This is a genomic window from uncultured Friedmanniella sp. (assembly GCF_964244005.1).
GTDB lineage: Bacteria > Actinomycetota > Actinomycetes > Propionibacteriales > Propionibacteriaceae > Microlunatus.
On sequence record NZ_CAXTHG010000003.1, the window covers coordinates 182993 to 205472 of the forward strand.

General features: G+C 70.6%; 21 protein-coding genes and 1 pseudogene. 9 read left to right on the forward strand and 13 right to left on the reverse strand.

The features are described from left to right. Window positions 1–4: 4 nt before the first annotated feature. The 3 genes and pseudogenes from ACFE76_RS03315 to ACFE76_RS03325 form a co-directional block, all read right to left on the reverse strand. Window positions 5–1132, reverse strand: a complete 1128-nt coding sequence (locus ACFE76_RS03315; RefSeq protein ID WP_375430311.1) for a zinc-dependent metalloprotease — start codon at window positions 1130–1132, stop codon at window positions 5–7. A 43-nt stretch (window positions 1133–1175) separates the two neighbouring features. Further along, complete coding sequence (dacB, locus tag ACFE76_RS03320) at window positions 1176–1886, reverse strand: D-alanyl-D-alanine carboxypeptidase/D-alanyl-D-alanine-endopeptidase (protein WP_375430346.1); 711 nt, start codon at window positions 1884–1886, stop codon at window positions 1176–1178. Further along, window positions 1881–2585, reverse strand: a pseudogene (locus ACFE76_RS03325) (D-alanyl-D-alanine carboxypeptidase); the annotation flags it as partial. The gene dacB and the pseudogene ACFE76_RS03325, both read right to left, overlap by 6 nt. A gap of 162 nt (window positions 2586–2747) precedes the next feature. Between ACFE76_RS03325 and ACFE76_RS03330 the strand changes: the two are divergent. Further along, window positions 2748–3236 (forward strand): inorganic diphosphatase, encoded by a 489-nt coding sequence (locus tag ACFE76_RS03330; protein ID WP_375430347.1) that lies wholly within the window; start codon window positions 2748–2750, stop codon window positions 3234–3236. A gap of 43 nt (window positions 3237–3279) precedes the next feature. Here ACFE76_RS03330 and ACFE76_RS03335 read toward each other — a convergent pair whose 3' ends face one another. Further along, on the reverse strand, window positions 3280–3846 hold the full coding sequence (locus ACFE76_RS03335) for a GNAT family N-acetyltransferase (RefSeq protein ID WP_375430312.1): 567 nt from the start codon (window positions 3844–3846) through the stop codon (window positions 3280–3282). A gap of 89 nt (window positions 3847–3935) precedes the next feature. On the opposite strand from ACFE76_RS03335, the gene ACFE76_RS03340 reads away from it, so the two are divergent. Beyond that, window positions 3936–4907: a sulfotransferase gene (locus tag ACFE76_RS03340; RefSeq protein ID WP_375430313.1), complete on the forward strand. Its 972-nt coding sequence runs from the start codon at window positions 3936–3938 to the stop codon at window positions 4905–4907. 60 nt (window positions 4908–4967) lie between these two features. Here ACFE76_RS03340 and ACFE76_RS03345 read toward each other — a convergent pair whose 3' ends face one another. From ACFE76_RS03345 to ACFE76_RS03360, 4 genes are all read right to left on the reverse strand, one after another. Further along, entirely contained in the window at window positions 4968–5864 is an 897-nt protein-coding gene (locus ACFE76_RS03345) for a hypothetical protein (RefSeq protein WP_375430314.1), read from the reverse strand. Between the two features lie 87 nt (window positions 5865–5951). Continuing rightward, window positions 5952–6791 carry an alpha/beta fold hydrolase gene (locus tag ACFE76_RS03350; RefSeq protein ID WP_375430315.1) on the reverse strand — a complete coding sequence of 280 codons (840 nt, stop codon included), beginning with the start codon at window positions 6789–6791 and terminating at the stop codon, window positions 5952–5954. Window positions 6792–6823: 32 nt separating this feature from the next. Further along, window positions 6824–7195: a fluoride efflux transporter FluC gene (locus ACFE76_RS03355; RefSeq protein ID WP_375430316.1), complete on the reverse strand. Its 372-nt coding sequence runs from the start codon at window positions 7193–7195 to the stop codon at window positions 6824–6826. Further along, window positions 7192–7617 (reverse strand): fluoride efflux transporter FluC, encoded by a 426-nt coding sequence (locus ACFE76_RS03360; RefSeq protein ID WP_375430317.1) that lies wholly within the window; start codon window positions 7615–7617, stop codon window positions 7192–7194. The genes ACFE76_RS03355 and ACFE76_RS03360 overlap by 4 nt, the downstream gene beginning before the upstream one ends. Before the next feature lie 88 nt (window positions 7618–7705). On the opposite strand from ACFE76_RS03360, the gene ACFE76_RS03365 reads away from it, so the two are divergent. After that, window positions 7706–8704 (forward strand): TRM11 family SAM-dependent methyltransferase, encoded by a 999-nt coding sequence (locus ACFE76_RS03365; protein ID WP_375430318.1) that lies wholly within the window; start codon window positions 7706–7708, stop codon window positions 8702–8704. A 10-nt stretch (window positions 8705–8714) separates the two neighbouring features. Here ACFE76_RS03365 and ACFE76_RS03370 read toward each other — a convergent pair whose 3' ends face one another. The 4 genes from ACFE76_RS03370 to ACFE76_RS03385 all read right to left on the reverse strand — a co-directional run bounded on the left by ACFE76_RS03370 (window position 8715) and on the right by ACFE76_RS03385 (window position 13026). Continuing rightward, on the reverse strand, window positions 8715–9632 hold the full coding sequence (locus tag ACFE76_RS03370) for a carbohydrate ABC transporter permease (RefSeq protein WP_375430319.1): 918 nt from the start codon (window positions 9630–9632) through the stop codon (window positions 8715–8717). Then, the gene (locus tag ACFE76_RS03375; protein WP_375430320.1) at window positions 9632–10588 is read right to left on the reverse strand and encodes a carbohydrate ABC transporter permease; all 957 of its coding nucleotides are present in this window, start codon (window positions 10586–10588) and stop codon (window positions 9632–9634) included. The genes ACFE76_RS03370 and ACFE76_RS03375 overlap by 1 nt, the downstream gene beginning before the upstream one ends. A gap of 5 nt (window positions 10589–10593) precedes the next feature. Next, window positions 10594–11907 (reverse strand): ABC transporter substrate-binding protein, encoded by a 1314-nt coding sequence (locus ACFE76_RS03380; protein ID WP_375430321.1) that lies wholly within the window; start codon window positions 11905–11907, stop codon window positions 10594–10596. Between the two features lie 87 nt (window positions 11908–11994). Continuing rightward, window positions 11995–13026 (reverse strand): acetylxylan esterase, encoded by a 1032-nt coding sequence (locus ACFE76_RS03385; protein WP_375430322.1) that lies wholly within the window; start codon window positions 13024–13026, stop codon window positions 11995–11997. An 85-nt stretch (window positions 13027–13111) separates the two neighbouring features. On the opposite strand from ACFE76_RS03385, the gene ACFE76_RS03390 reads away from it, so the two are divergent. The 6 genes from ACFE76_RS03390 (at window position 13112) to ACFE76_RS03415 (ending at window position 21922) form a co-directional block, all read left to right on the forward strand. After that, window positions 13112–13645: a histidine phosphatase family protein gene (locus tag ACFE76_RS03390; protein ID WP_375430323.1), complete on the forward strand. Its 534-nt coding sequence runs from the start codon at window positions 13112–13114 to the stop codon at window positions 13643–13645. 161 nt (window positions 13646–13806) lie between these two features. Continuing rightward, complete coding sequence (locus tag ACFE76_RS03395) at window positions 13807–14706, forward strand: glycerophosphodiester phosphodiesterase (RefSeq protein ID WP_375430324.1); 900 nt, start codon at window positions 13807–13809, stop codon at window positions 14704–14706. A 279-nt stretch (window positions 14707–14985) separates the two neighbouring features. Continuing rightward, window positions 14986–16683 (forward strand): sugar transferase, encoded by a 1698-nt coding sequence (locus tag ACFE76_RS03400; protein WP_375430325.1) that lies wholly within the window; start codon window positions 14986–14988, stop codon window positions 16681–16683. 254 nt (window positions 16684–16937) lie between these two features. Then, window positions 16938–18491, forward strand: a complete 1554-nt coding sequence (locus ACFE76_RS03405; protein ID WP_375430326.1) for a lipopolysaccharide biosynthesis protein — start codon at window positions 16938–16940, stop codon at window positions 18489–18491. Next, a complete protein-coding gene (locus tag ACFE76_RS03410) occupies window positions 18488–20488 on the forward strand; it encodes a glycosyltransferase (protein WP_375430327.1) in 2001 nt (666 codons plus the stop codon). The genes ACFE76_RS03405 and ACFE76_RS03410 overlap by 4 nt, the downstream gene beginning before the upstream one ends. 141 nt (window positions 20489–20629) lie before the next feature. After that, entirely contained in the window at window positions 20630–21922 is a 1293-nt protein-coding gene (locus tag ACFE76_RS03415) for a hypothetical protein (RefSeq protein WP_375430328.1), read from the forward strand. Between the two features lie 259 nt (window positions 21923–22181). Here the strand turns inward: ACFE76_RS03415 and ACFE76_RS03420 are convergent, their stop codons facing one another. Further along, entirely contained in the window at window positions 22182–22478 is a 297-nt protein-coding gene (locus tag ACFE76_RS03420; RefSeq protein ID WP_375430329.1) for a GIY-YIG nuclease family protein, read from the reverse strand. Window positions 22479–22480: the final 2 nt, after the last annotated feature.

Genomic DNA, 22480 nt, shown 5'->3' on the forward strand with positions numbered 1-22480 from the left:
CTCCTCAGGCGGGGACGCGGGCGAGCCAGCGCTCGGGCCGGGCGATCTCGTCCCTGGTGGGCAGGGTCTCCGGCGCGGTCCACACCTGGTTGAGCCCGGTCATCCCCACCTCGTCGATCACGGCCCGGCAGAAGCGGGCTCCGTCGCGGTACTGGCGCATCTTGGCGTCCAGTCCGAGCAGGACGCGGACCACCTTGTCGAGCCCTTGACCTTGGCGGCGGACGGTGAAGCGGCGCCGGATCTCGGCCACCGACGGCACGACGGACGGGCCGACGCTGTCCATCACCACGTCGGCGTGGCCCTCGAGCAGCGACATCACCGCCGTGATCTTGTCGATGGTCTCCCGCTGCTGCGGGGTCTGGACCAGGTCGACGATGGAGACTTCCTCGCCGGTCCGCAGCGCCTGCACCAGCCGTCTGGCCCCGTCGGCGAGCAGCTGCACCATCGCAGCCGAGTCCAGCTCGGCGGCGTTGACCACCGAGGCGATCTGGGTGTTCAGGTGCTCCCGCAGCCAGGGCACAGCGGTGAACTGCACGCGGTGGGTCTCCTCGTGCAGGCAGACCCAGAGCCGGAAGTCGGCCGGGTCGACCTTGAGCTCGCGCTCGGCCGCGACGATGTTCGGGGCCATCAGCAGCAGCCGACCACCGGGAGCGCCCACCTCGCCGGGATAGAAGGGGTCGAACTGGCCGAGCACCTTCGGCGCGAGATAGCTGAGCAGCACCCCGACCTCGACCCCGGTCGCCCGGGCGCCGAGCGCGCTGACGGTCGTACCGGGACGCAGCTTGTCCGCGGCCTTCTCCTCCAGCGGCGCGAGCACCGTACGGAAGGCGTCCAGGTTGGCCGAGATCCAGCCCGGCCGGTCCACCACCAGGACCGGAGCGGTGGCGCTGGGTACCGGCAGTCCCGTGACGTCGACCACGTACGCCTCGGCGCGCTCGGCGCTCGCCCGCAGGGCGGCCACCGCTTCGGCGGCACCCGCGCGGGAGATCTGCGGGCCGGGCTTGACCAGCCGGATAGCGGTGCTGCGCGCGACCTCCCAGTCCACCATCGCGGGTCCGCTGCGGCCGGAGCCGTCAGCTCGGCTGCGGACCAGATCGGCAGCTGTGCTGGGGGTCGAGTCCGACGACGTCATGCTGTGACTGTATGCCGCAGCCAGGCAGGGAGTGGGCGCGCGTTCAGCAGCCGCAGCGGCTGAGGGCCGCCCCGACCCGGTCGAGCCACACCTGGGCGGCGTAGTCGTCGTCGGCGTCGTTGACCACGAACGCGAAGGCGACCTGGCTGCCGTCGGCGGTCCGCAGGTAGCCGGCGAGCGCGTGCACCTTCGACAGGGTGCCCGTCTTCGCCCGCACGACGCCCCGGCCCACCCGGGTCTGCGTGTCGTCGTAGCGGGCTCGCAGGCTGCCCTCGACGCCGGCGACCGGCAGCCCGGTCAGCACCCCTCGCAGCTCGGGGTGCTTGGGACTGGCTGCGACCCGCAGCACGTCGACGAGCAGGTCGGCGGGCACCGTGGTCTGCCGGGCCAGGCCGCTGCCGTCGTTGATCCGCGCGTTCGCGTCCCACACTCCGAGCTTGGTCAACCGGGCGCGGACCGCGCGGACGCCGTCGGCGGAGGACCCGGAACGACCCGAGGCGAGCGCGACCTGGCGTAACAGCACTTCCGCGGCGTCGTTGTCGCTGGTGAGCAGCAGCTGCTGGACGATCTGCTCCAACGGCGCCGAGCGGACCTGCGCGACCTTCTTCACCCCCTTGGTCGCCCGGCCGGCCTTGACGGAGCTGACCGTGATGCCCTGCTTCGTGAGCGCGGCCGCGAAGGTGTCGGCGGCGTCCGCGGCCGGGTCGGTGACCCGCGGCCCCGGTGACCCGCCGGCCGTCCGACCCTCGTCCACCCAGAGGGCCGAGACCGGCGTGACCTGGTCGGCGTAGGTGTCGGGCCAACGGGGGTTCCACGCCGGACCGGAGAAGAGGGAGGCGTCGTAGCGCAGCGAGACCGTGCTGCCCCCGGTCCGCTTCAGGTTCGCGGCGGTGCTCGCGGCGAGCTCCTTGATCGACGCCCGCTCGGGGTGGTTGCGGTCGGGCTTGCTGCTCAGGTACGGATCGCCACCTCCGACGAGCACGATCTGGCGCTTGGCGGGGCGAACCACCGTGGTCGCGAACTCGTGCTCGGGTCCGAGCAGCGACAGCGCGGAGGTGCCGGTCAGCAGCTTCATCGTGGAGGCGGGGATGTACGGGGTGGACGCCTTGTGGGCGAACAGCACCTTGCCGGTGGTCAGGTCGGCGACCTCACCGGTGTAGGAGCCACCCATGTCGCCGTCGTCGACGGCTCTGATCCGCGCGGCGACCTTCGCGGCCGAGGGCACCGGTCCGGCGGCGGCCGCAGCGAGCACCGGGGAAGGGAGGTTCTTGGCCGTCGGGCTCGGGGAGGGCGACGCACGTCGGGTCGGCGAGGGCGGCTCGTCGAGCGTGCCGGGGCTGATCGTCGAGGCACCGCCGTCAGTCCACAGTCCGGAGGCGTAGAGGCCGCGCTCGGCGACCGAGCCGAAGAAACCGGTGGCCGTACCGGTCACGACACCGGCGACCACCAGCATGGCCACGAGAGCGAGGACGAACCTCCGCGGACCGGACAGACCGCTCCACTCCCCTCACGCTAGGGTGTCTCTGGCTCGCCGGGTACGGCTCGGCCGAGCCTATCTCCAGGAGGTTCCGTGACCGCACCCAGCAAAGAGCACGACGCGACGCCGTTCAGTGGGATGACGTTCGACGTGACGGTGGAGATCCCGAAGGGTCACAAGAACAAGTACGAGGTCGACCACGAGACCGGTCGGATCCGCTTGGACCGGACCCTCTTCACCTCCACCGCCTATCCGGCCGACTACGGCTTCATCGAGGGCACGCTCGGTCAGGACGGCGACCCGCTGGACGCCCTGGTGCTGGTGTCGGAGCCCACGTTCCCCGGCTGCCTCATCAAGTGCCGCGCTGTCGCGATGTTCAAGATGACCGACGAGGCCGGCGGCGACGACAAGGTGCTGTGCGTGCCAGCCTCGGACCACCGCCGCAACCACCTGCGCAGCAAGAAGGACATCCGCGACTACCTGTTGCTCGAGATCGAGCACTTCTTCACCGTCTACAAGGACCTCGAGCCCGGCAAGTCGGTCGAAGGCGCCACCTGGGCCGACGTGGACGAGGCCGAGGCCGAGGTCGTCGCCAGCTTCGAGCGGGCCAAGGCCCACGGCCACTGAGCCCCGTCGATCATCGGGTGGACATGAGCCAGGTAGTCCCGGCTCACGTCCTCCCCATGAGTGAGCGCCGCCTGATCTCGGCGCCGAGGACGGCAAACCGGTCCACCGTGGTCCACTCGCCGCGGAAGAAGTCGGCTTCCACCTCGTGCGCCTCGTGTCGCATCCCCACCCGGCGCAGCAGGGCCGCCGACGCGGTGTTGCGGGCGTCGCACGAGGCGATGACCCGGTGGGCGCCGGCGTCCACGACGAGGTGGGTCAGCACGCAGCCGACGGCTTCGCTCGCGATCCCTTGGCCCTGCGACGACCGGGCCAGGGTGCACCCGATCTCGAACGTGTCCGGCTGGTCCTCCCGCCGCTGGACGGCGACGTCGCCGAGCAGTCCCGCTCCTGACAGCGGTCGGACGGCCAGCTGCAGCCACTCCCCCGGCGGCGGCAGGGACCAGCCGGACTGGACCAGCACCAGGGCACGCGCCTGCTGCTCGCCGTAGTCGAGGCCCCAGCCCTGCCATCGGGCGACCTCCGGATCTCGGCGGTAGCTCACGAAGGCCGCCACGTCGTGCTCGGCGAGCGGTTCGATCCGGAGTCGTCGGCTGGTGAGGAACAGAGCCACCCGGGCGAGGATAGCGGTGGGGCAGTCTCCTCGGCAGCCGACCGCGGGACACGCCGGTGGACCGCCCGGACAACCACTACCATCCCGGCATGGACACGAGGGAATCCCGACCCGACGCGATCGTCATCGGCGCGCCCAAGGCCGGTACCAGCGCCCTGCACGCCGCCCTGGCCGGCCACCCTCAGGTGTTCGCCTCGCCGGTCAAGGAACCGAAGTACTACCTGTGCACGGACGCTCCGCCGCCGGCCTACCGCGGTCCGGGTGACGCGCACAGCCAGCAGGAGTGGATCTGGCGCCGGCACGACTACGAGGCGCTGTTCGCGCCGGCGCCGACCGACGCCCTGCGGCTGGAGAGCACACCCTTCTACCTGTACCAGCGCAGCGCCCGGCAGCGGATCGCCGAGGAGCTGCCGGACGTACGGCTGGTGGTCGTGGTGCGCGACCCGATCGACCGCGCCTACTCGAACTGGATGCACCTGTGGGTCGACGGGCTCGAGCCAGAGGCCGACTTCGTCAACGCCTGGCGGGCCGAGGACGAGCGGATCGACGCCGGCTGGGCACCGTTTTGGCACTACCGCCGGATGGGCCGCTACGGCGAGCAGCTGGCCGACCTGTTCACCCGGGTCGACCGGGAGCGTGTCCTGGTGCTGCGTTACTGGCAGCTGGTGTCCAAGCCGGCCGAGACCCTGGACCGGGTGTCGACCTTCCTCGGCATCGCGCCGGGCCAGGTGGGGGTCGTGCCGCCGGACAACTCCCGCCCGTTCGTGGCCCCCGGGTTGCGGACCCGGGTGCTGGCACCGGTGATCCGGGCCGGGGCCCGGGCGGGGGCCTACGCGCCGCCCCGGGTGTGGCGACAGGCGGGCCGGCCGCTGCTCGCCGCCCTGCAGTCCGGCGGGGCGGCGCAACGGCCCCGGCTGACCACCGAGCAGCGGACCGCTCTGCTGCAGGACTGCCACGACGACATCGCCCACCTCGAGGAGGTGCTCGGCGAGTCGTTCCAGGACTGGCGCTCCCCGCAGGGCCGCGGCTCGTTCGCGGAACGGAGTGCGAAGTCGGCGTGATCGGGGTTGGTGTGGGGAGACCCGCGCGTACGCAGGTCTCACCGGAGGGCTTGGTCGGCGTCAGCGCCGGCTGAGCGAGCTCATCAGGTCGTGCGACCCGTCGGCGCGGGCGGCCTCGAAGTAGAAACGCCGGCTGCCCTCAGGCAGGTCGACGACGCTGACGTAGCGCAGCGCCTGGTCGCTGTCGGGCGACCAGGCGACCGGACCGTCGCCCAGGGGCTCCAGCTGCCCGTCGCGCTCGACGGCGATCCCGGTCCGCTCGAACCAGTTCGCAGCGGCACTGTCACGGCCGTCGTAGAGGACGGTCAGCGGTGACGCGGACAGCACCGCGGTCACGCGGGCACCACGGGAGTCCCAGCTGCCGGGGGTGCCGGCCAGGACCGATCCGTGGTCGGTCCAGCGCAGCCCGTCCTGGCTGGTCAGATAGCGCGTCACCATCCGGTCCTCGGCACCGACCTCGGTGAGCGGGTGGCAGCAGAGCCACATCCGCCAGCCGTCGTCGCCCGCCACGACCACCGGGTCCTTGACCGCCCAGCGGGCGTCGCCGGGCAGCACCAGCTGCCGCTGACCGGTGGCCAGGTCCTCGGGGTGGTCCGCGTCCAGGGCCTCGATCCACCAGTGCTTCGAGCCGGGCGTGGCACAGCTGAGGTAGAGCCGCCAGCCGCCGTCGGGCCGTCGCAGCACCACCGGACGCTCGAGCGAGGCCGCCCCGAAGGTGTCGCGGTGGATCTCCGCGACGGTGGTGAAGGTCAGCCCGTCCTCGGACCGGGCCACCACGACGCTGACACCGCGACCCTCGTCCAGCGGCCGACGTACCCGGTAGGCCAACCAGACGACGCCCTCGACCAGCGTCGCGCTGGCGGCGCCGGCCCAGTTGCCCGGACCGGTCGCGGGCGCAGGCACCACCACCACCGCGTCGTCGTAGTGTGGCAGTCCGAGGTCGACCAGCGTGCTCATGCGCAGACTGTAGGCGAGGCTCGGCGAGCTCACCGGGTCATCTCAGCGGATTGGTAGGGAATGCGCCCCCTCCGCCGGGCAAGGACGTCAGCTGGCGTGCGCGTACAGGTGGTCGACGACCAGCTCGGCGAGCTCCACCGGCCGCTCCTCGGGCACCCAGTGCGAGACGCCCTCGAGCACGACGAACCGGTACGGGGCGCGGACGAAGCGCTCGGTGGCTTCGGCTCCCTGCCGGCCGAGGGCGGTGTCGCCGTCGCTCCAGACGTACAGCGTCGGCACCCGGGTGAGCCCGGCCGCGACCGACGAGGGCAGCCGCAGCGCGCGGTACCAGTTGAGGGCGGCCGTCGCCGCACGCGGGTCGGCGAAGAGCCGTACCGCCGGTTCGGGGTCAGGCGCCCCGCTGCCGGTCAGGAACCGGCGCAGCGCGCGCCCGCCGCTCGCCCGCAACACCGTCTCGGGCAGCCACGGCAGCTGGAAGACCCCCATGTACCAGGAGCGCAGCAGCTGCGGTCCCGCGAAGGAGCGGACGAACGCGGCCGGGTGCGGCACCGAGACCGTGCTCAGCGTCTGGACCCGGTCGGGCCGCGAGCCCGCGAGGGTCCAGGCGACGATGGCGCCCCAGTCGTGGCCGAGCAGCGAGAACTGCTCGGCGCCGGCCGCGTCGGCCAGAGCCAGCACGTCCGTGCACAGGTGCTCGAGGGTGTAGGCGGAGACGGCCTGCGGCCGGGCGCGTGGTGAGTAGCCCCGTTGGTCGGGCGCGAGAACGCGGAAACCCGCGTCGACCAGTACGGGAGTCACCCCGTTCCAGACCGCCGACGTCTGCGGGAAGCCGTGCAGCGCGATCACCACCGGACCGTCCAACGGACCGGTGTCGACGACGTCGAAGACCAGACCCTCGGAGGTGAACTCGCTCAACCGTTCGCTCATGGCCCCAGTCCTATCAGCCCGGTCGGGTCGGATCAGCCGACGAGGGCCAGCCCGACCCCGAGACCGAGCGCAGCGAGCCCGACCCCCGCCACCAACATGCCGAGCCCGTGAGCCCAGGCGGCCGGCCACCGCCGGTCGTCGGCGAGCCGTACCGTCTCGACCGCGGCGGTGCTGAAGGTGGTGTAGCCGCCCAGGAAGCCGGTGCCCAGCACCAGTCGGGCCGCCTCGGGCAGCAGGGCTCCGGTCAGCCCGACCACCAGTCCCAGCAGCAGCGAACCGCTCAGGTTGATCACCACCGTGCCGACCGGGTAGCGGCCGGAGGCCCGGGACCTGAGCACACCGTCGAGGACGAGCCGGGCCACGGCTCCGACGCCGCCCGCCAACGCGATAAAGAGCACCATCATCGGGGGCCGCCCGAACGCCGGCCCGCGCACCAGATCCCGGCCAGGGCTGCGAGCAGGCCGAGCACCAACGTGCCGACCGCGTAGCCGAGGGCTGACGCGGGATGTCCGTCGGCCAGCAGGGTGGCGGTGTCGGTGGCGAGTGCGCTGTAGGTGGTGAACCCGCCCAACAGTCCCGTGCCGATGCCCAACCGGACGTCGCGTCGCCAGCCGTCGTCGGATCCGCTCCGGGCCAGGCGCTCGAGCAGCCACCCCAGCACGAAGGCGCCGACCACGTTGATTCCCACGGTGGCCACCGGTACCGGCCCGACGGGATCGACCAGCTGGCTCACCCCGACCCGAGCCGCGGTACCGAGCGCGCCGCCGACGAAGACCAGTCCGACGCTGCGCCCGCGCAGGTGCACGGGTCGGGCGGCCTCGGTCACGCCTCACCGTAACGCCCGATCCCGCCTGGCCCCGGGTCCACTCACTACAGTGAGCCGGTGCCGACCTGCCTGCGACCCCACCGCCGACGTGGCTGACCACCTCGTGCTGCTCGCGCCCTCGAGCAACCGCGTGTACGCCGGGGCAGCCGAGGTGCTGATGACCGCCGAGCTGGCGATCATGCTCGGCGGCGAGGCGGCCGTGGAACGGATCAGCCTGGCGGGCATCGGCTATCTGGCCCTGGCCATCGACGTGCTCGATGAGGCCACCGCCGCCGCGCTCGGCCGGCTGTCCGGGGCGTACGCGGTGTTCCGGCGGGAGGGTGATCACCTGAGACCGCTGCCGCTGGCCAGGCCGGACCGCTTCGACGACGACCTGGTGACCATCCCGAAGTACCCGGGCAAGACGAACGAGCAGTTCACCCGGCTGCTGGTCAACGTCACCCTGGCCTCGTTGACCCGGGTCACTGACGGACCGCTCACGGTGCTCGACCCGATGTGCGGTCGCGGCACGACGCTCAGCACCGCGCTCGTGCTGGGCCACGACGCTGCCGGGGTCGAGTCCGACCTCAAGGCCGTCGAGGCCTACGCCGCCTTCCTCAAGACCTACCTGCGCCGGCACCGGCTCAAGCACAGCGCCGACCTGACCCCCGTACGCCGGGAGGGTCGTAGCCTCGGCCGCCGGCTCGACGTGGTGGTGACCCCCGAGGGCGGCGGCCGCCAGCAGGGCCTGACCGTCTTTTCCGGCGACACCCGGCAGTCCGCCGCCCTGCACGGACGGCGCCGCTTCGACGCCGTCGTGGTGGACGCCCCGTACGGGATCGTGCACGGCAGCCAGGCCACGGCGACCAAGCGCGACCGCTCGGCCGCCGGGCTGCTCTCGGAAGCGCTGGGCGTCTGGGCCGGACAGCTCAAGACCGGCGGCGCGCTCGGCCTGTCCTGGAACACGTACGGCCTGAGCCGGGAGCGGCTCACCAGCCTCGCCGAGCAGGCCGGGCTACGGCCGCTGGACTCCACGCCCTACCTGTCTTTCGGCCACCGGGTCGACTCCTCGATCCACCGCGACGTGCTCGTCGCGGTGAAGGCCTGACCCTCCCCCGTCAGCCCTTGCTGGCGCCCAGGGTCAGGCCCGCCACGAAGTGGCGCTGCAGGGCCAGGTAGATGATCAGCGTCGGGATGATGGTGAAGGTCGCCCCGGCGGCGATCAGGTTGTAGTCGGAGAAGAACTGCCCCTGCAGGTTCTTGATGCCCGTGGTCACGGGCAGCCGGTCGCCGCTCTGGATGAACAGCAACGGCCAGAAGAAGTCGTTGTAGATGAAGATCGTCTCCAGGGTGGCCAGAGCGGCGAGGGCCGGCCGGCAGAGCGGCAGGATGATGCTCGTGTACTGCCGGAACACCGAGGCACCGTCCACCAGGGCCGCCTCCGTCAGCTCGACGGGCAGCGCCTTCATGTAGTTCGAGAGCACGAAGGTGCAGAAGCCGATCTGGAACGCGGTGTTGACCATGATCACCGAGTAGTAGGTGTTCAGCAGGTTTCCCGAGTCGCTGATCGACAGCGGCAGCGGGAAGAACTTGAACATGCTGAACAGCGGGGCCGCCAGCACCTGCGGCGGCAGCAGGTTCCCGGCGGTGAACATGATCAGTAGCGTCACGTTGAACCGCCACGTGAACCGGCTGACCGCGAAGGCCATCATCGAGGCGAAGACCAGGGTCAGCAGCACGGTCGGCACGGTGATGATCACCGAGTTGACGAAGTACTTCGCCAGACCGGCCTGCACCCAGGCGTTGCTGAAGTTGTCGAAGTTGAAGGCGCCACCGAAGCTGAAGTAGCCGTACTTGTCGGTGTCGGCCTTCGGCCGCATCGCCGTGAACAGTGTCCAGACCAGCGGGAGGAGCCACATCGCGGCCATCACCAGCAGGAACAGGTGGGTGCCGTAGTGCGGCTTGTTCAGGTTGCCGGTCCGCGACGGGGGCAGCGGGTCGTCCACGCGGGACGGGGGGGTCAGGGTCGCGGTCATCAGGCGTCCTTCGAGAAGGTCCGGGACAGGTAGATGGTGATGGGCACCAACGAGACGACCAGCAGCATCACCGCGAGCGCGGAGCCGACGCCGATCACCTGACCCTCACCGACGAGGTTCTGCACCACCAGGGCCGAGATCAGCTCGAGGCCGTTCGTCCCGCGGTTGATGATGTAGACGATGTCGAACGCACGCAGCGCCTCGATGATCGTGATCACCACGACGACGATGTTGATCGGTTTCATCGACGGGAAGACCACCTGGAAGAAGGTCTTCGTCGCGTTGGCCCCGTCGATGGACGCCGCCTCCTTGAGCGCCGGGTCCACGCCCTTGAGCCCGGCCAGGTAGAGCACCATCACGTAGCCCGAATGCCGCCAGGTGGCCGCGATGAGCGCCGCCCACAGGTTGACGTTGGAGTCACCGAACCAGTCGACCGCGCCCGCCGTGCCGGCGGTGCCCAGCAGGTTGTTGATGAAGCCCTCGTTGCGGGCGTACATCAGCTGCCAGATGATGCCGATCAACGGCAGCGACAGCATGACCGGGACGAAGAAGATGCTCTGATAGATCCGGCTGCCGCGGATGTTCTGGTCGAGCAGCACGGCCAGCAGCAGACCGAGCGGGGTACCGAGGACCGCCAGGAACAGCAGCCAGATGATGTTGTGCTGGACGGCCGGCCAAAAGGGCGGGTAGTCCTTGAGCACGAAGTCGTAGTTGGCCAGCCCCGCCGGGCGAATGTTGCTCAGCGCGAGGGCGTTCCAGCGGGTGAAGGACAGCCCGATGGACAGCAGCATCGGGATCCAGATCAGCACCGCCTGGATCAGCGTGGGGATGCCGACCATGACCGCGAGGACGCCCTTGTCCCCCCGGGTGAGCTTGCTGCCCCTCCCCGACCTCCGCCGCGCCGGAGCGGCGGTGGAGGTCGGGGAGGGGGCTGCGACCGACGTCGAAGTGGCCATGGTGACTACTGCGAGGCGTAGAGCGCTTTGGCCTGGCTCTCCAGGTTCGCGGTGTCGATCTCACCGTTCTTGATGAAGCCCTGCAGCGCCGGGATGATGACGTTGTTGGCCATGGCCGGCAGCGCGTCGCGGTCCAGGAACTGGCTGATCGACTTGGCGTTGGCGATGACCTCGGCGCACTTCTTGTTGAGCGGGGTCAGCTTGGACAGGTCCGCACCCTTGACCACCGGCAGGTTCGAGGGGTCGACGGCCTGGTAGGCGTTCGAGCCCTCAGCCGTGCCGAGGAAGGCCAGCAGGTCCTTGGCCGCCTGGTTGTCGCCGCCCTTCTTGCTGAGCATCCAGCCGTCGATCGGCGCCTCGACGGCCTCGCGCCCCTCCGTCGCCATCTCCGGGAAGGGGAAGAAGTCGATGTCGGCCAGCGTCTCCTTGTCGCTGAACTGCTGGGTCACGAACGAGCCGAGCAGGTACATGCCCGATTTCTTCTTGGCCAGGGTCTGCGCCGCCTCTTGCCACGTCGCGCCCAGGGCAGCCGGGTCCTGGAAGGGCAGCAGCGCCTTCCAGCTGTCGAACACGCTCTTGACCTCGGGTGAGTCCCAGCTCGTCTTGTGCGCACAGAGATCCACGTGGAACTGGTAGCCGTTGAGACGCATGTTGAGGTAGTCGAACGTGCCCATCGCCGGCCAGCCGTCCTTGTCGCCGAAGGCGATGGGGATCAGGCCGTCCGCCTTCATCTTCGCGCAGAGCGTCTTCAGCTCGTCGAAGGTCGCGGGCTCGGTGTAGCCCTTGGCCTCCCAGACGCTCTTGCGGTAGAAGAAGCCCCAGGGGTAGTTCAGCAGCGGAACCAGGTACTTCTTGCCGTCGTCGCCGGTCGAGGCCTTGGTGACGGCCTCGCCCATGTCCGCGCCGATCGTCGACCAGACGTCGTCGATCGGGGCCACCAGGCCCTTGGCCGCGTAGTAGCGCATCCGGTAGCCGGCGAACCAGGTGAACGCGTCGTCCGGGCTGCCTTGGAGGTAGCTGTTGATGTTGTTCTGGAAGTCGTTGTGCGGGACGGTGTTGATCTTGACCGTGTCCCCGGACTTCGTCTGGAAGGCCGTGACCAGAGCCTGGACCGCCTTCTTCGGTACCGCGTCCGACGCGCCCGACCCGAGCGTCGTGGTCTTGGAAGCTGAGGCGGAGGCGCCCGGCGTGGGCTGCTTGGCGCCGGTGCAGGCGCTGAGCACGGATCCGCCGCCGAGGGCCAGCGCGCTGACGGCGAGGCCCTTCAGCAACGTGCGCCGTTCGAGCGGCAGCGTGGAGGGCAAGAGGTCAGCGGTCATGGTTCTCCTTCAGAGGCGACATTGCAGCGAGGACCACCATAGTCACCTACGTCACACTTGAGGCCAGAAGCGAAGAATGCCGCCGTGTCAGCGCCGAGCAGTCCGCGGACGGGGCGGCGCGAACAGTGACGCGAACCAGTCGAGCTGGGCGTCGAGCTGGTAGTGGGCGCCGCCCTCGTGCTCGTTGTGCGGGTAGACCGCGATGTCGGCGGGGGCCGGGGAGCCGGTCCGGCCTCCCCAGTGGTTGAAGGCCGCGAAGACCGTGGAAGGCGGGCAGACCGGGTCCATCAGGCCCACCGAGAACAGGGCGGGCGCCTCCGCCCGGCGCGCCAGGTTCACCCCGTCGATGTAGGAGAGGGTGCGGTACGCCGCGGCGGCGTGGTGCCGCCAGCCGGCCAGGTACTCCACGATCTCGGCGTACGGACGGCTGGCCGACAGCTCGAGGGCTCGGGTGAAGTGGCAGAGGAAGGGCACGTCCGGTGCGGCCCCCAGCAGCCGGATGCCGGCCGCCGGGGCCAGGCCGGCCGCCGCGATGGCCAGCCCCCCGCCCTGGCTGGCGCCGGTGACGACCAGCCGGTCCGGGTCGACGACGTCGAGGGACTGGGCGACCTCGAGCAGCCGGACGGCGTCGACGTAGACCCGGCGGTAGTAGTAGGTGTCCGGGTCGGTGATGCCGGCGGTCATGAACCCGGGGGTGTGGCTCGCCCCCGCGTCGGTGCTGGCGTCGGCCGTCACGCTGTCCCCGCCGACCGCCCACCCCTGGCCGCGGGTGTCGAGGACCAGGTGGGCGTACCCGGCCTGAGCCCACAGGGTGCTGGAGTGCGGGAAGCCGCGACCCCAGGAGTAGCCGTGGTACTGCACCACGGTGGGCAGCGGCGTCCGCGTCCCGGCGGGGACGTGCAGCCAGGCGCGCACGGGCGTCCCGCCGTAGCCGGCGAAGCTGAGGTCAAAGGTGTCGATCAGGGCCAGCTTGTTGGCCACGGGCACCAAGCGCACGTCCAGGTCGTTGCGCCGGGCCTCGGCGATGCTCCTGGCCCAGAAGGCGTCGAAGTCCTCCGGTTCGTCGACGTCGGGGCGGTACGCCCGGAGCTCGGTCAGCGACAGATCGGTCAGCGGCACGTCGGCGACTGTAGTGTTCGCCGCCACCCTCCTAGACCGGTGGCACCCGGTCGACAGCGGGGGCCGGGACCGTTAGCGTGCACCAATGCCGTCGGCCGTGACCCTGCTCGTGCTGCGGCACGCCACCGCGGCCAGTGGTCGGCCGGGCGGTCAGGACTCCGAACGCCGGCTCACCGCCCACGGCCGCTCCGAGGCGAGCGGGGTCGGTGACTTCCTCCGCACCTCGGGCCTGGTCGTCGACCACGTGCTGTGCTCTTCCGCCGTGCGCACCCGGGAGACCCTCGAGCAGCTGGCGCTTGACCAGCCGGGCGCGGCGCCGACCGTCGAGCTCGTCCCGCGGCTCTACCAGGCGAGTGCGGACGAGCTGATCGAGCTCGTCGACCAGGTGGCCGCCGGCACGGTGCTCGTGGTGGGCCACAACCCGACGGTGGCGGTCGCGGTCAACGTGCTCACGGACCCGGCGATCTCGTCCGCGGCAGCCCTGGTCGCCGTCGCCCACCGCTTCCCGCCAGCCACCCTGGCCAGGCTGTCGCTCGGGGCGGCCGGGCCGAATCCAGCCTCGGCCGCCCTTGTCGGGATCAGGATCGCCGACGGCCGAGACGGAAAATATGTCAAATGAGTACCGATAGGGCTACGACAATGCATCGTCCCCAGCGGTCTAGCCTTTTTCGAGCAGCGTCGAACACAGATGTGAGCGATTCGCAATCGATGCGGAACAATTCGACCGCCCGTTCGGTGCCTAGACTGTGCCACTCAATTGCGTACGACCGAAAGTCACTGATGTCTCTGCCTCCCCCACCTCACCGCCGGCCCCGGGTGTCGCGGCGCGCGCTGTTGGGCGGGGCGCTCGCGGGAGCGGCGGCGTTGTCGGGCTGCCGCTCCGGCGGTTCGGGGACCCGCTCAGCGACGCCGCCGCCGACGGTGGCCGCCCTGGTCGCCCGTGACCCCTTCTACGTCGCGCACCGCGGCGGTGGTGGGGACTGGCCCGAGATGACCGCCTACGCCTACCAGCAGGCGAGCCTCCTGCCGGGCCTGCAGGCGGTCGAGGTGTCGGTCTGCCTGAGCGCCGACGGGGTGCTGGTCTGCAGCCACGACCCCACCACCACCAGGGTCACCGGGGTGCCCTACACGATCGCTCAGCAGCCCTGGTCGACCCTGTCCACGCTGCAGGTCTCCGCGGCCCAGACCACCGACCCGGCTCAGCCCGCTCGGCCGCTGACCAGGTTCGATGAGGTCGTCGAGGCCCACGCCGACCGCTTCGTGATGTTCGTCGAGGCGAAGGTGCCGACCGCGGTGGCCCCGCTGATGGCCGCGATGTCCGGCCTCAACCACCCCGAACGGGTGGTCTGGAAGCAGTACGTCAACGGCTCCACCTTCGTCGAGGCGAAGGAGCGCGGCTTCACGACCTGGGGCTACGTGCTGGACGAACCGGCCCACCTCGGGGACAACCTGACCCGGTACGCGGCGTCGCCCTCGATCGACCTGTTGGGCGCTCCGATCGGGGAGTCCGACGGTTTCGTCACCGACGTCGTGACGGCTGCGACCACCAACGGCAAGCCGACGGTGATCTGGCCGATCGCCTCCGCGACCCAGCGCGACCGAGCCCTGGAGCTCGGCGGCCGGGGCCTGATGACGTCGACGATCGCCGAGCTCCTGGGAGCAACCAGGGCACCGGGATGAGCCGTCGAGCTTCTCCACACTCCTAAATCGCGCCCGAACGGCACCGGAGGTGTGGTGCGAGTCATGTCACGATTTCATATCGGAAAGAGGTCCTGCCTGACTATGGTTGATAGTCTCCAGGCTCCTGGTTGTTCACAGTGTGTTGGGAAACAGTTCCGTTACGCGACTCCCGAAGGGGAAGCGCATCACGCGAAACGTCTCCTTACATCGTGACTGTGGTTGGCAGCGAGTTCGTGAGCTTGTCGGGGGGCGACAAGACATACGGGGAAGTACTGACACATGGCATCACCTGAGTTTTTCACCGCGCCGACCGGCGCCGAGCAGGAGCGAGCGCGCGTCCACGACGGTTCTCCGTCCGAGGAGCGCGACAGCTCCGTCGAGCGGCGTGCTCCTGACGCCTCGACCGCGTCGGACCACCGTGACGCCCAGCTCGAGCGGCAGACGCACGGCTCGAACGACCTCAGCCCGGACACCCGGTCGCTGGACCGGACGCTGCGCCGCCCGGCCGACACGGCCGGTGAGTCCACCAGCCGTGAGCGGGCGACCGAGGTCGTCGCCCCGCCCGTACCGCCCCGCGTCCCGGGACTCGCTGCCTGGTCGCGCCGCTACACCACCTCGGTCGCCGTCTGGGACGTCGCCGTCGGCATGCTCGCCGTCCTGATCGCGGTCCCGCTCTCCAACATCCCCTTTGACCAGCACAAGATGGTGGCGCTGGTGCTCGGCGCCGGCGCGGCCTGGCCCGTGGCGATCGCGATCAGCCGCGGCTACGAGCGCAACAGCATCGGGGTCGGCGACGACGAGCTGCGCGCCGTGATGCGGGCGGTCGTCTTCGCCGTCGCGGTCGGGGCCTTCCCCGCCGCGATCACCCACAGCCTCGGCGTCGTCGCCACCTCGGTGATCGCCGTGCCGGTGGCCGGCTTCGGCAGCATGGTCGTGCGCTTCGTCGCCCGCCGCGCCCTGCACCGCCGGCAACGGGCCGGTCGCAACGTCCGCCGCGTGATCGTGGTCGGCAGCGCGTACGCCGCCCTCGACCTGACCACCGTCCTGACCCGCGAGCAGAACGCCGGCATCCAGGTCATCGGGGTCTGCGTGCCCCACGCCGACGTGGCCCGGGCCCGCGACGCCGGCCTGGCCGTGATCGGCGACCTCGACCAGGTCCCCGACCTGATCCGCAGCTACGGCGCCGACTCGATCGCCGTCACCGGCAGTGACGCGACCCGCCACAACTACCTGCGCGAGCTCTCCTGGGCGCTCGAGGGCGCCGGCGTCGAGCTGCTCGTGCACCCCGGCCTGGTCGAGGTGGCCGGCCCGCGGATGCACATCCGCCCGTACGTCGGCCTGCCCCTGCTGCACGTCGAGCAGCCGCACTTCACCGGCTGGCGCCGCTTCGTCAAGCGGGCCACCGACCTCATCCTCACCGGGCTTGGCCTGCTGGTCATCTCGCCGGTGCTGGCGGGCCTCGCCGTGGCGGTCAAGCTGCAGGACGGCGGTCCGGTGATCTTCCGCCAGACCCGCGTCGGCCTGGACGGCTCGACCTTCACCATGTTCAAGTTCCGCTCGATGCACACCGACGCCGAGGCGCGGCTGGCCGAGCTGCGGGCCGCGAACCCGACCATGGGCACGATGTTCAAGATGGAGGACGACCCCCGGGTCACCCGGGTCGGACGCTTCCTGCGTCGCTTCTCCCTCGACGAGCTGCCGCAGCTGTTCAACGTGCTCGCCGGATCGATGTCGCTGGTCGGCCCTCGGCCGCCGCTGCAGTCGGAGGTGGACGGCTACGAGGACCACGCCCGGCGCCGGCTGCTGGTGACCCCCGGGCTCACCGGCCTGTGGCAGGTGAGCGGTCGCTCGCTGCTCAGCTGGGAGGAGACCGTCCGGCTCGACCTGCGTTACGTCGAGAACTGGACGCTCACCCTCGACCTGCTGATCCTGTGGAAGACCTTCTTCGCGGTGGTCGCTCGTCGCGGAGCCTTCTGAGCCTGACCAGCACCGCTTCCACCACCGGGTCACGCCCCGATCACGCACGTCAGAACGGACAACCGACCGCGCTCGGACGGCGTACCGTGGGCGGCCACCAGGCAGAACAGGACGAGAATGAGAGCTCATGGTCGGACCGGGTCCCGGTCCCCTGAACTCGGGGAGACAGCACTCGGGGAAACAGCACTCGGGGTAGCAGCACGCGGGGTAGCAGCACTGGTCAGCTCGGCATCCGCCGTTACGGCGCGTCGGTCGTGACGACGGAGCCGGTCACGCCCGTCGCGCCCGTTCCGCCGCCCGGCGAACCTGACGTCGGCGGGGACCGCATCGACCAGGGCAAGTCCGACCAGCGCAGCTCGCTCGGCCGCCAGGCGGCCCGGGGCGCGATGGTCACCGTCGCCGCCCAAGGCGTCAAAATCATGCTGCAGGTCGTCGGCGTGGTCATCCTGGCGCGGTTGCTCAGCCCCGGCGACTACGGGCTGGTGGCGATGGTGACCGCGATCATCGGGGTCGCGGAGATCTTCCGTGACTTCGGGCTGTCGACGGCCGCCATCCAGGCCAAGACCCTCTCCCGCGCCCAACGCGACAACCTGTTCTGGATCAACACCGGCGCCGGTGCCGCCTTCACGCTGCTGACCTTCTTCACGGCTCCGCTGATCGCCGTGCTCTACGGTCGGCCCGAGCTGATCGGCCTGACCCACGTCCTCGCCTTCGTGTTCGTGCTCAACGGGATGGGGACCCAGTACCGGGCCGACCTCACCCGGCGGCTGAAGTTCACCAAGCTGGCTACGGTCGAGATCGTCGGTCCGGCCGTCGCCCTCGCGGTGGCGATCGTGTCGGCCCTGAACGGCGCCGGCTACTGGGCCCTGGCCGTGCAGCAGCTGACGCTGTCGCTCGTCCTGCTGATCGGTAACGGCAGCTCGGCCCGCTGGATCCCTCGGCTGCCCCGGCGGGCGCCGATGAAAGAGCTCTTCACGTTCGGCTGGCAGCTGGCGGGGTCGCTGTTCGTCGGCTACTTGGCCAACAACGTCGACTCGCTCACCATCGGCACCCGGTTCGGGGCCAACTCGCTGGGTCTGTACAACCGGGCGTTCCAGCTGCTGATGACGCCGCTGGGCCAGCTGCGAGCGCCCACGACCAAGGTGGCGCTGCCCGTGCTCTCGCGGCTGCGCTCCGACCACGAGGGGTCGAACACCTACATCCAGCGCGGTCAGGCCGCCCTCGGGCTCACCCTGGTCGCCAGTCTCGGCGTGGTGATCGGCGCCGCCGAGCCCATCACGTCGATCTTCCTCGGTCGCCAGTGGCTCTCGGTCGAGCCGATCCTGCGGCTGATGGCCGCCGCGGGCACGTTCCAGAGCCTCGCCTACGTCGGGATGTGGATCTACCTCGCGCACGGCCTGACCAAGGAGCTGTTGCAGTACACGCTGATCTCAGTCTCGATCAAGGTCGCCTGCATCCTGATCGGCAGCCACTGGGGCGTGATCGGGGTGGCCTGGGGCTACGCGCTGGCCCCGGCGCTCGCCTGGCCGCTGTCCTTCTGGTGGCTGTCGCGCAAGACCTTCGTCAACGTCCGGCCGCTGTTCGCCGGCGCGGGCCGGATCAGCGTGCTCACCGCCCTGCTCGCGGTCGGGTCGTACGCCGGCTCGGAGCTGGCCGAACCCTGGGGCCGTTGGGCCCAGCTGCCCGCCGGCGTGCTGGCGGCCGCAGTGGTCTACGTGCTGGCCTACCTGGTCATCCCGGTCTACCGTCGCGAGGTCAACGGCGTGCTCGAGATCGTCCGCAAGGGTCTGCAGCGGAAGCGCGCATGACGTCGCAACCGGGGGCGTCGCCGGTCGGGGAGCCGAGCTCGGCCGACCTGCCCCGGTGCGCGGTGGTCGTGGTCAACTACGGCTCGGTCGCGCTGCTGCGGACCAACCTGGGCGCGGTGGCGGAGCAGACGCCCGACCTCTCGGTGGTCGTGGTCGACAACTTCACCACCGACGCCGAGCTGACGGCGGTCCGGGAGCTCGCCGCCCAGCAGGGCTGGCTGCTCGTCCCCTCGCCGACCAACGTCGGCTTCGGTGTCGGGATGAACCTCGGCGTCGAGGCCGCCCTGGCGGCGGGTGCTGAGCAGCTGCTGCTGCTGAACCCCGACGCCCGGATCGACAGAGCGAGCCTGCGCCGGCTGCGGGAGGTCGTCGCCGCCGACCCGATGGTGCTGGCGGCCCCGGTCGTCACCGCTACCGACGGCCGGATCTGGTCCGACGGCACCGACCTGTACCTCGGTTCCGGCCGGATGCGGGCGACCCGCAAGCGGGCGACCGAGGCGGCACCCCGGGTCGAGATGTGGCTGAGCGGCGCCTGCCTGCTGGTCAGCCGTGGGCTCTGGGAGGCGATCGGCGGCTTCGACGACCGGTACTTCCTCTACTGGGAGGACGTCGACCTGTCGTGGCGAGCGCGGGAAGCCGGGGCCACGCTGCTGGTCGTGCGCGAGGCCACCGCGGTGCACGACGAGGGCGGCACCCAGGGTGAGGGCGGCAGCCGTGCCCGGTCGGCCACGTACTACTACTACAACATCCGCAACCGGCTGCTGTTCGCCGCGCACCACCTTGAGCCGGCGGACCGCCGCCGGTGGGTGCGCACGGCCCTGCCGGAGGCGTACGACATCGTGCTCCGCGGCGGCCGGCGCCAGCTGTTGTCCTCCTTCGCCCCCTGGCGGGCCATGGTCACCGGCACCGTCGACGGCCTACGGCTGATGCGTCAGGTCCGCCGGTCGGCCGGCGACGAGCTCCGGGAACGGTCGGCCGGGCCGGCGCGTCCGGTCCGGGTGCTGCAGTCGTTCCCGGACCCACGACCGACGACGAACCCCTACATCTGGATGCTGCGGCAGGCGCTGGACACCCACCCAGACGTCACGTTGGATACGTTCAGCTGGCGGCGGGCGCTGACGGGCGACTACGACGTCTTCCACGCGCACTGGCCGGAGATCCTGGTCGACGGGGCGACGCCGGTGAAGAAGGTGCTGCGCCAGCTGATGTTCGTGCTGTTCCTGCTGCGGCTGCAGCTGCGGGGCACGGCGATCGTCCGGACGCTGCACAACCTCGAGCTGCCCTCGGGCATCAGCCGGCGCGAGGTCGTGCTGCTGCGCTGGTTCCAGCGCCGGACCACGCTGCTGATCCGGATCAACACCAGCGGCGCGCGGCTCGACCGCCCGTACGAGACCATCGTGCACGGGCACTACCGCGACTGGTTCGCCGACTTCCCCCGCCCCGAGCAGGTGCCCGGCCGGGTCGCCTACTTCGGCCTGATCCGCCGCTACAAGGCGGTCGACACCTTGATCTCGGCCTTCCGCGCCACCGCCGACCCCAGCCTGAGCCTCTTCGTCGGCGGAAAGCCCTCGACGGCCGAGCTGCGGGCCGAGCTGACCGCGCTGGCCGAGCCCGACCCGCGGGTCGCTACGCACCTGGAGTTCCTGACCGACGCCGAGCTGGTGGCTGCGGCATCGGCCGCTCAGCTCGTCGTGCTGCCCTACCGCGAGATGCACAACTCGGGCGGGGTGCTCGCCGCGCTCTCCCTCGACCGGCCCGTCCTGGTGCCCGAGAACGAGGTGAACGCCCAGCTCGCCGCGGAGGTCGGCCCCGGCTGGGTGCACACCTACGCTTCGGCGCTGGACGCAGCCGCCCTGACGAGCACGTTGGCGACGGTCGCCGCAGCGGCCCCGGGTCGTCCGGACCTGTCGGCCCGGGACTGGACGACCGCCGCCGAGCTGCACCTGCAGGCGTACCGCCGCGCCGTCGACCTGCTCAGCCACCGCCGAAGCGTCTAGAGTGAGCCGAGCTCGCGCCGCTGCGGGCTCGATTCCCAGCCACCCGAATCGCTGCTCCGAGAAGGAGGCCCGCGGCATGGTGCCCCCCTCGCTGCCTGACGCCGCCGGGAACGGGCCTGTGCTGAGCGCCGGAGGATGCCGGTGAGCGCCGCGACGCTCAGCACCGGGCTGCAGGCGGTCGCCGCGCTGCTCGTCCTGCTGATCGTGTTCGCCGGTCTGCGCCGCTCCCCCAAGGTGGCCGTCTTCGTCTGGCTCTTCGTCATCTGCTTCGTACCGATCTGGATCGGTCAGACCGTGGTGGCCTACTTCCCCGCGTTCGTCATCGTCAGCCTGCTCGCTGCGATCAGCCTGCTGCCGACGGTCTCGCGGGTACGCTGGTCGGTGGCGGACGGGATCTTCGTCGCGGTCGCCATAGTCGTCGTCGCCGAGTACGCCGTTGGCCTGACCACCCGCAGCGGCACCTTCGACCTCGTCGTGAACTGGGGCAGCGCGTTCCTCCTCGGTCGGATCGTCACCGCGGTCCTTGATCCGCGTTGGATCTACTCCGCGATCGCCGTCTTCTTCTCGGTCGTCGCGGCGCTCGCCTTGGCTGAGTTCGCGCTCGGGACCAACCCGTTCACCACGCTGCTCGCCAACAACACCGCCAGCTACGCGCTGTGGGGCGGTCTGCAGCCGCGCGGGACGATCCTGCGCGCCGAGGGGGCCTTCGGGCACTCGATCGCGCTCGGCAGCTCGCTGGGGGTGGCCGCGGCGATGACGATGGGCAGCCGCTTCCGGCCGTGGCTGAGGACAGCGATGCTGGGCCTGATCGTCGGCGGCGCCGTCGTCAGCTTCAGCCGCACCGGCATGATCACCGCCGGCCTCGGGATCGTGCTGGCGTGCCTGTTCCTCCGCGAGCCGCTGAGCCGCCGCTATCGCACCACGATGCTGATCGCCGCCCTGGCCGCCGCCGCCGCTGTCTTCATCACCATCCAGGACGTCTTCCTCGCCTCTGGGGACGAGGCCGAGGGCAGCGCGCTCTACCGCTCGGAGCTGTTGCAGCTGATCGGCTACATCCGCCCGCTCGGGCTCGCGGCCAACTTCACCGTCTCGACCAACGCCCAGGTCTCCATCGGCGAGTTCGGCTCGGTGGACAACGCCCTGCTGCTCTTCGGCCTGACCTTCGGCTGGATCCCGTCGGTGCTGGTGCTGCTGATGCTGGTCGTCGCGGCCGGCTACCTGCTCCGGCGCCGGGCAACGCCCGCAGTGATCGCCGTGCTGGCGCAGTCGCCCGCGCTGGTGACCGTGGCTTTCATTACCCAGTACGCAGCCGTCTTCTGGTTCGCAGCCGGTCTGGCCGTCAGCACCCAGGTGCTGGCGAACACCACCGCCGGCCGCCGCTCGACCCCGAAGCCACTTCCGGTCGGCGCCGCCCTCGTCAGCTCCGCCGCCTGACCAACGCACCCCGAGCCCGTTGAGAGGGAGATGCGAGCCCAGCAACGCGCCCCGAGCACGTTGAGACGAAGATGCGAACCCAGCAACGCGCCCCGAGCTTGTCGAGGGCCCCGAAGGGGTTGCGCCTTCTGATCCACACGCATGGATTGGGCCAGCAGAAACAGGACGCGCAACCCCTTCGGGGCCCTCGACAAGCTCAGGACGCGTTGTCTGGCTCTCCGCCTGGGGACAGGCTCGTCGTGTCACAGCAGTTCTGACCTCAGTAGAACTTCTTCGCAACGCGGCGGCTCCTCGAAAGTCCGGGCAGGTCGGCGAACCGGCCCTCGATCAGAGCGAGCTTCTTGGCTCTGGCCCAGCCTTTGATCTTCACCTCGAGCGCCCATGCCTCATCGACCCGATCGCTCTCGTGGGCCCACACGAGCGTCACCGGTCGTCGTGAGCTCGTGCAAGCACCCGCAGACCCCTGGTGATGTTGGGCCATCCGTTCGTCGAGGTCGCGCGTACTGCCGACGTAAAGCGAGCCGTCAACGCAGATGAGCATGTAGGTGAAGGGCACAC

Excerpts from the sequence above, each read along its gene's own strand:
- ACFE76_RS03315 (WP_375430311.1), bottom strand. The coding sequence starts at position 1,132 with ATGACGTCGTCGGACTCGACCCCCAGCACAGCTGCCGATCTGGTCCGC.
- ACFE76_RS03330 (WP_375430347.1), top strand. The coding sequence starts at position 2,748 with ATGACGTTCGACGTGACGGTGGAGATCCCGAAGGGTCACAAGAACAAG.
- ACFE76_RS03340 (WP_375430313.1), top strand. The coding sequence starts at position 3,936 with ATGGACACGAGGGAATCCCGACCCGACGCGATCGTCATCGGCGCGCCC.
- ACFE76_RS03345 (WP_375430314.1), bottom strand. The coding sequence starts at position 5,864 with ATGAGCACGCTGGTCGACCTCGGACTGCCACACTACGACGACGCGGTG.
- ACFE76_RS03350 (WP_375430315.1), bottom strand. The coding sequence starts at position 6,791 with ATGAGCGAACGGTTGAGCGAGTTCACCTCCGAGGGTCTGGTCTTCGAC.
- ACFE76_RS03355 (WP_375430316.1), bottom strand. The coding sequence starts at position 7,195 with ATGATGGTGCTCTTTATCGCGTTGGCGGGCGGCGTCGGAGCCGTGGCC.
- ACFE76_RS03370 (WP_375430319.1), bottom strand. The coding sequence starts at position 9,632 with ATGACCGCGACCCTGACCCCCCCGTCCCGCGTGGACGACCCGCTGCCC.
- ACFE76_RS03375 (WP_375430320.1), bottom strand. The coding sequence starts at position 10,588 with ATGGCCACTTCGACGTCGGTCGCAGCCCCCTCCCCGACCTCCACCGCC.
- ACFE76_RS03380 (WP_375430321.1), bottom strand. The coding sequence starts at position 11,907 with ATGACCGCTGACCTCTTGCCCTCCACGCTGCCGCTCGAACGGCGCACG.
- ACFE76_RS03390 (WP_375430323.1), top strand. The coding sequence starts at position 13,112 with ATGCCGTCGGCCGTGACCCTGCTCGTGCTGCGGCACGCCACCGCGGCC.
- ACFE76_RS03395 (WP_375430324.1), top strand. The coding sequence starts at position 13,807 with ATGTCTCTGCCTCCCCCACCTCACCGCCGGCCCCGGGTGTCGCGGCGC.
- ACFE76_RS03400 (WP_375430325.1), top strand. The coding sequence starts at position 14,986 with ATGGCATCACCTGAGTTTTTCACCGCGCCGACCGGCGCCGAGCAGGAG.
- ACFE76_RS03410 (WP_375430327.1), top strand. The coding sequence starts at position 18,488 with ATGACGTCGCAACCGGGGGCGTCGCCGGTCGGGGAGCCGAGCTCGGCC.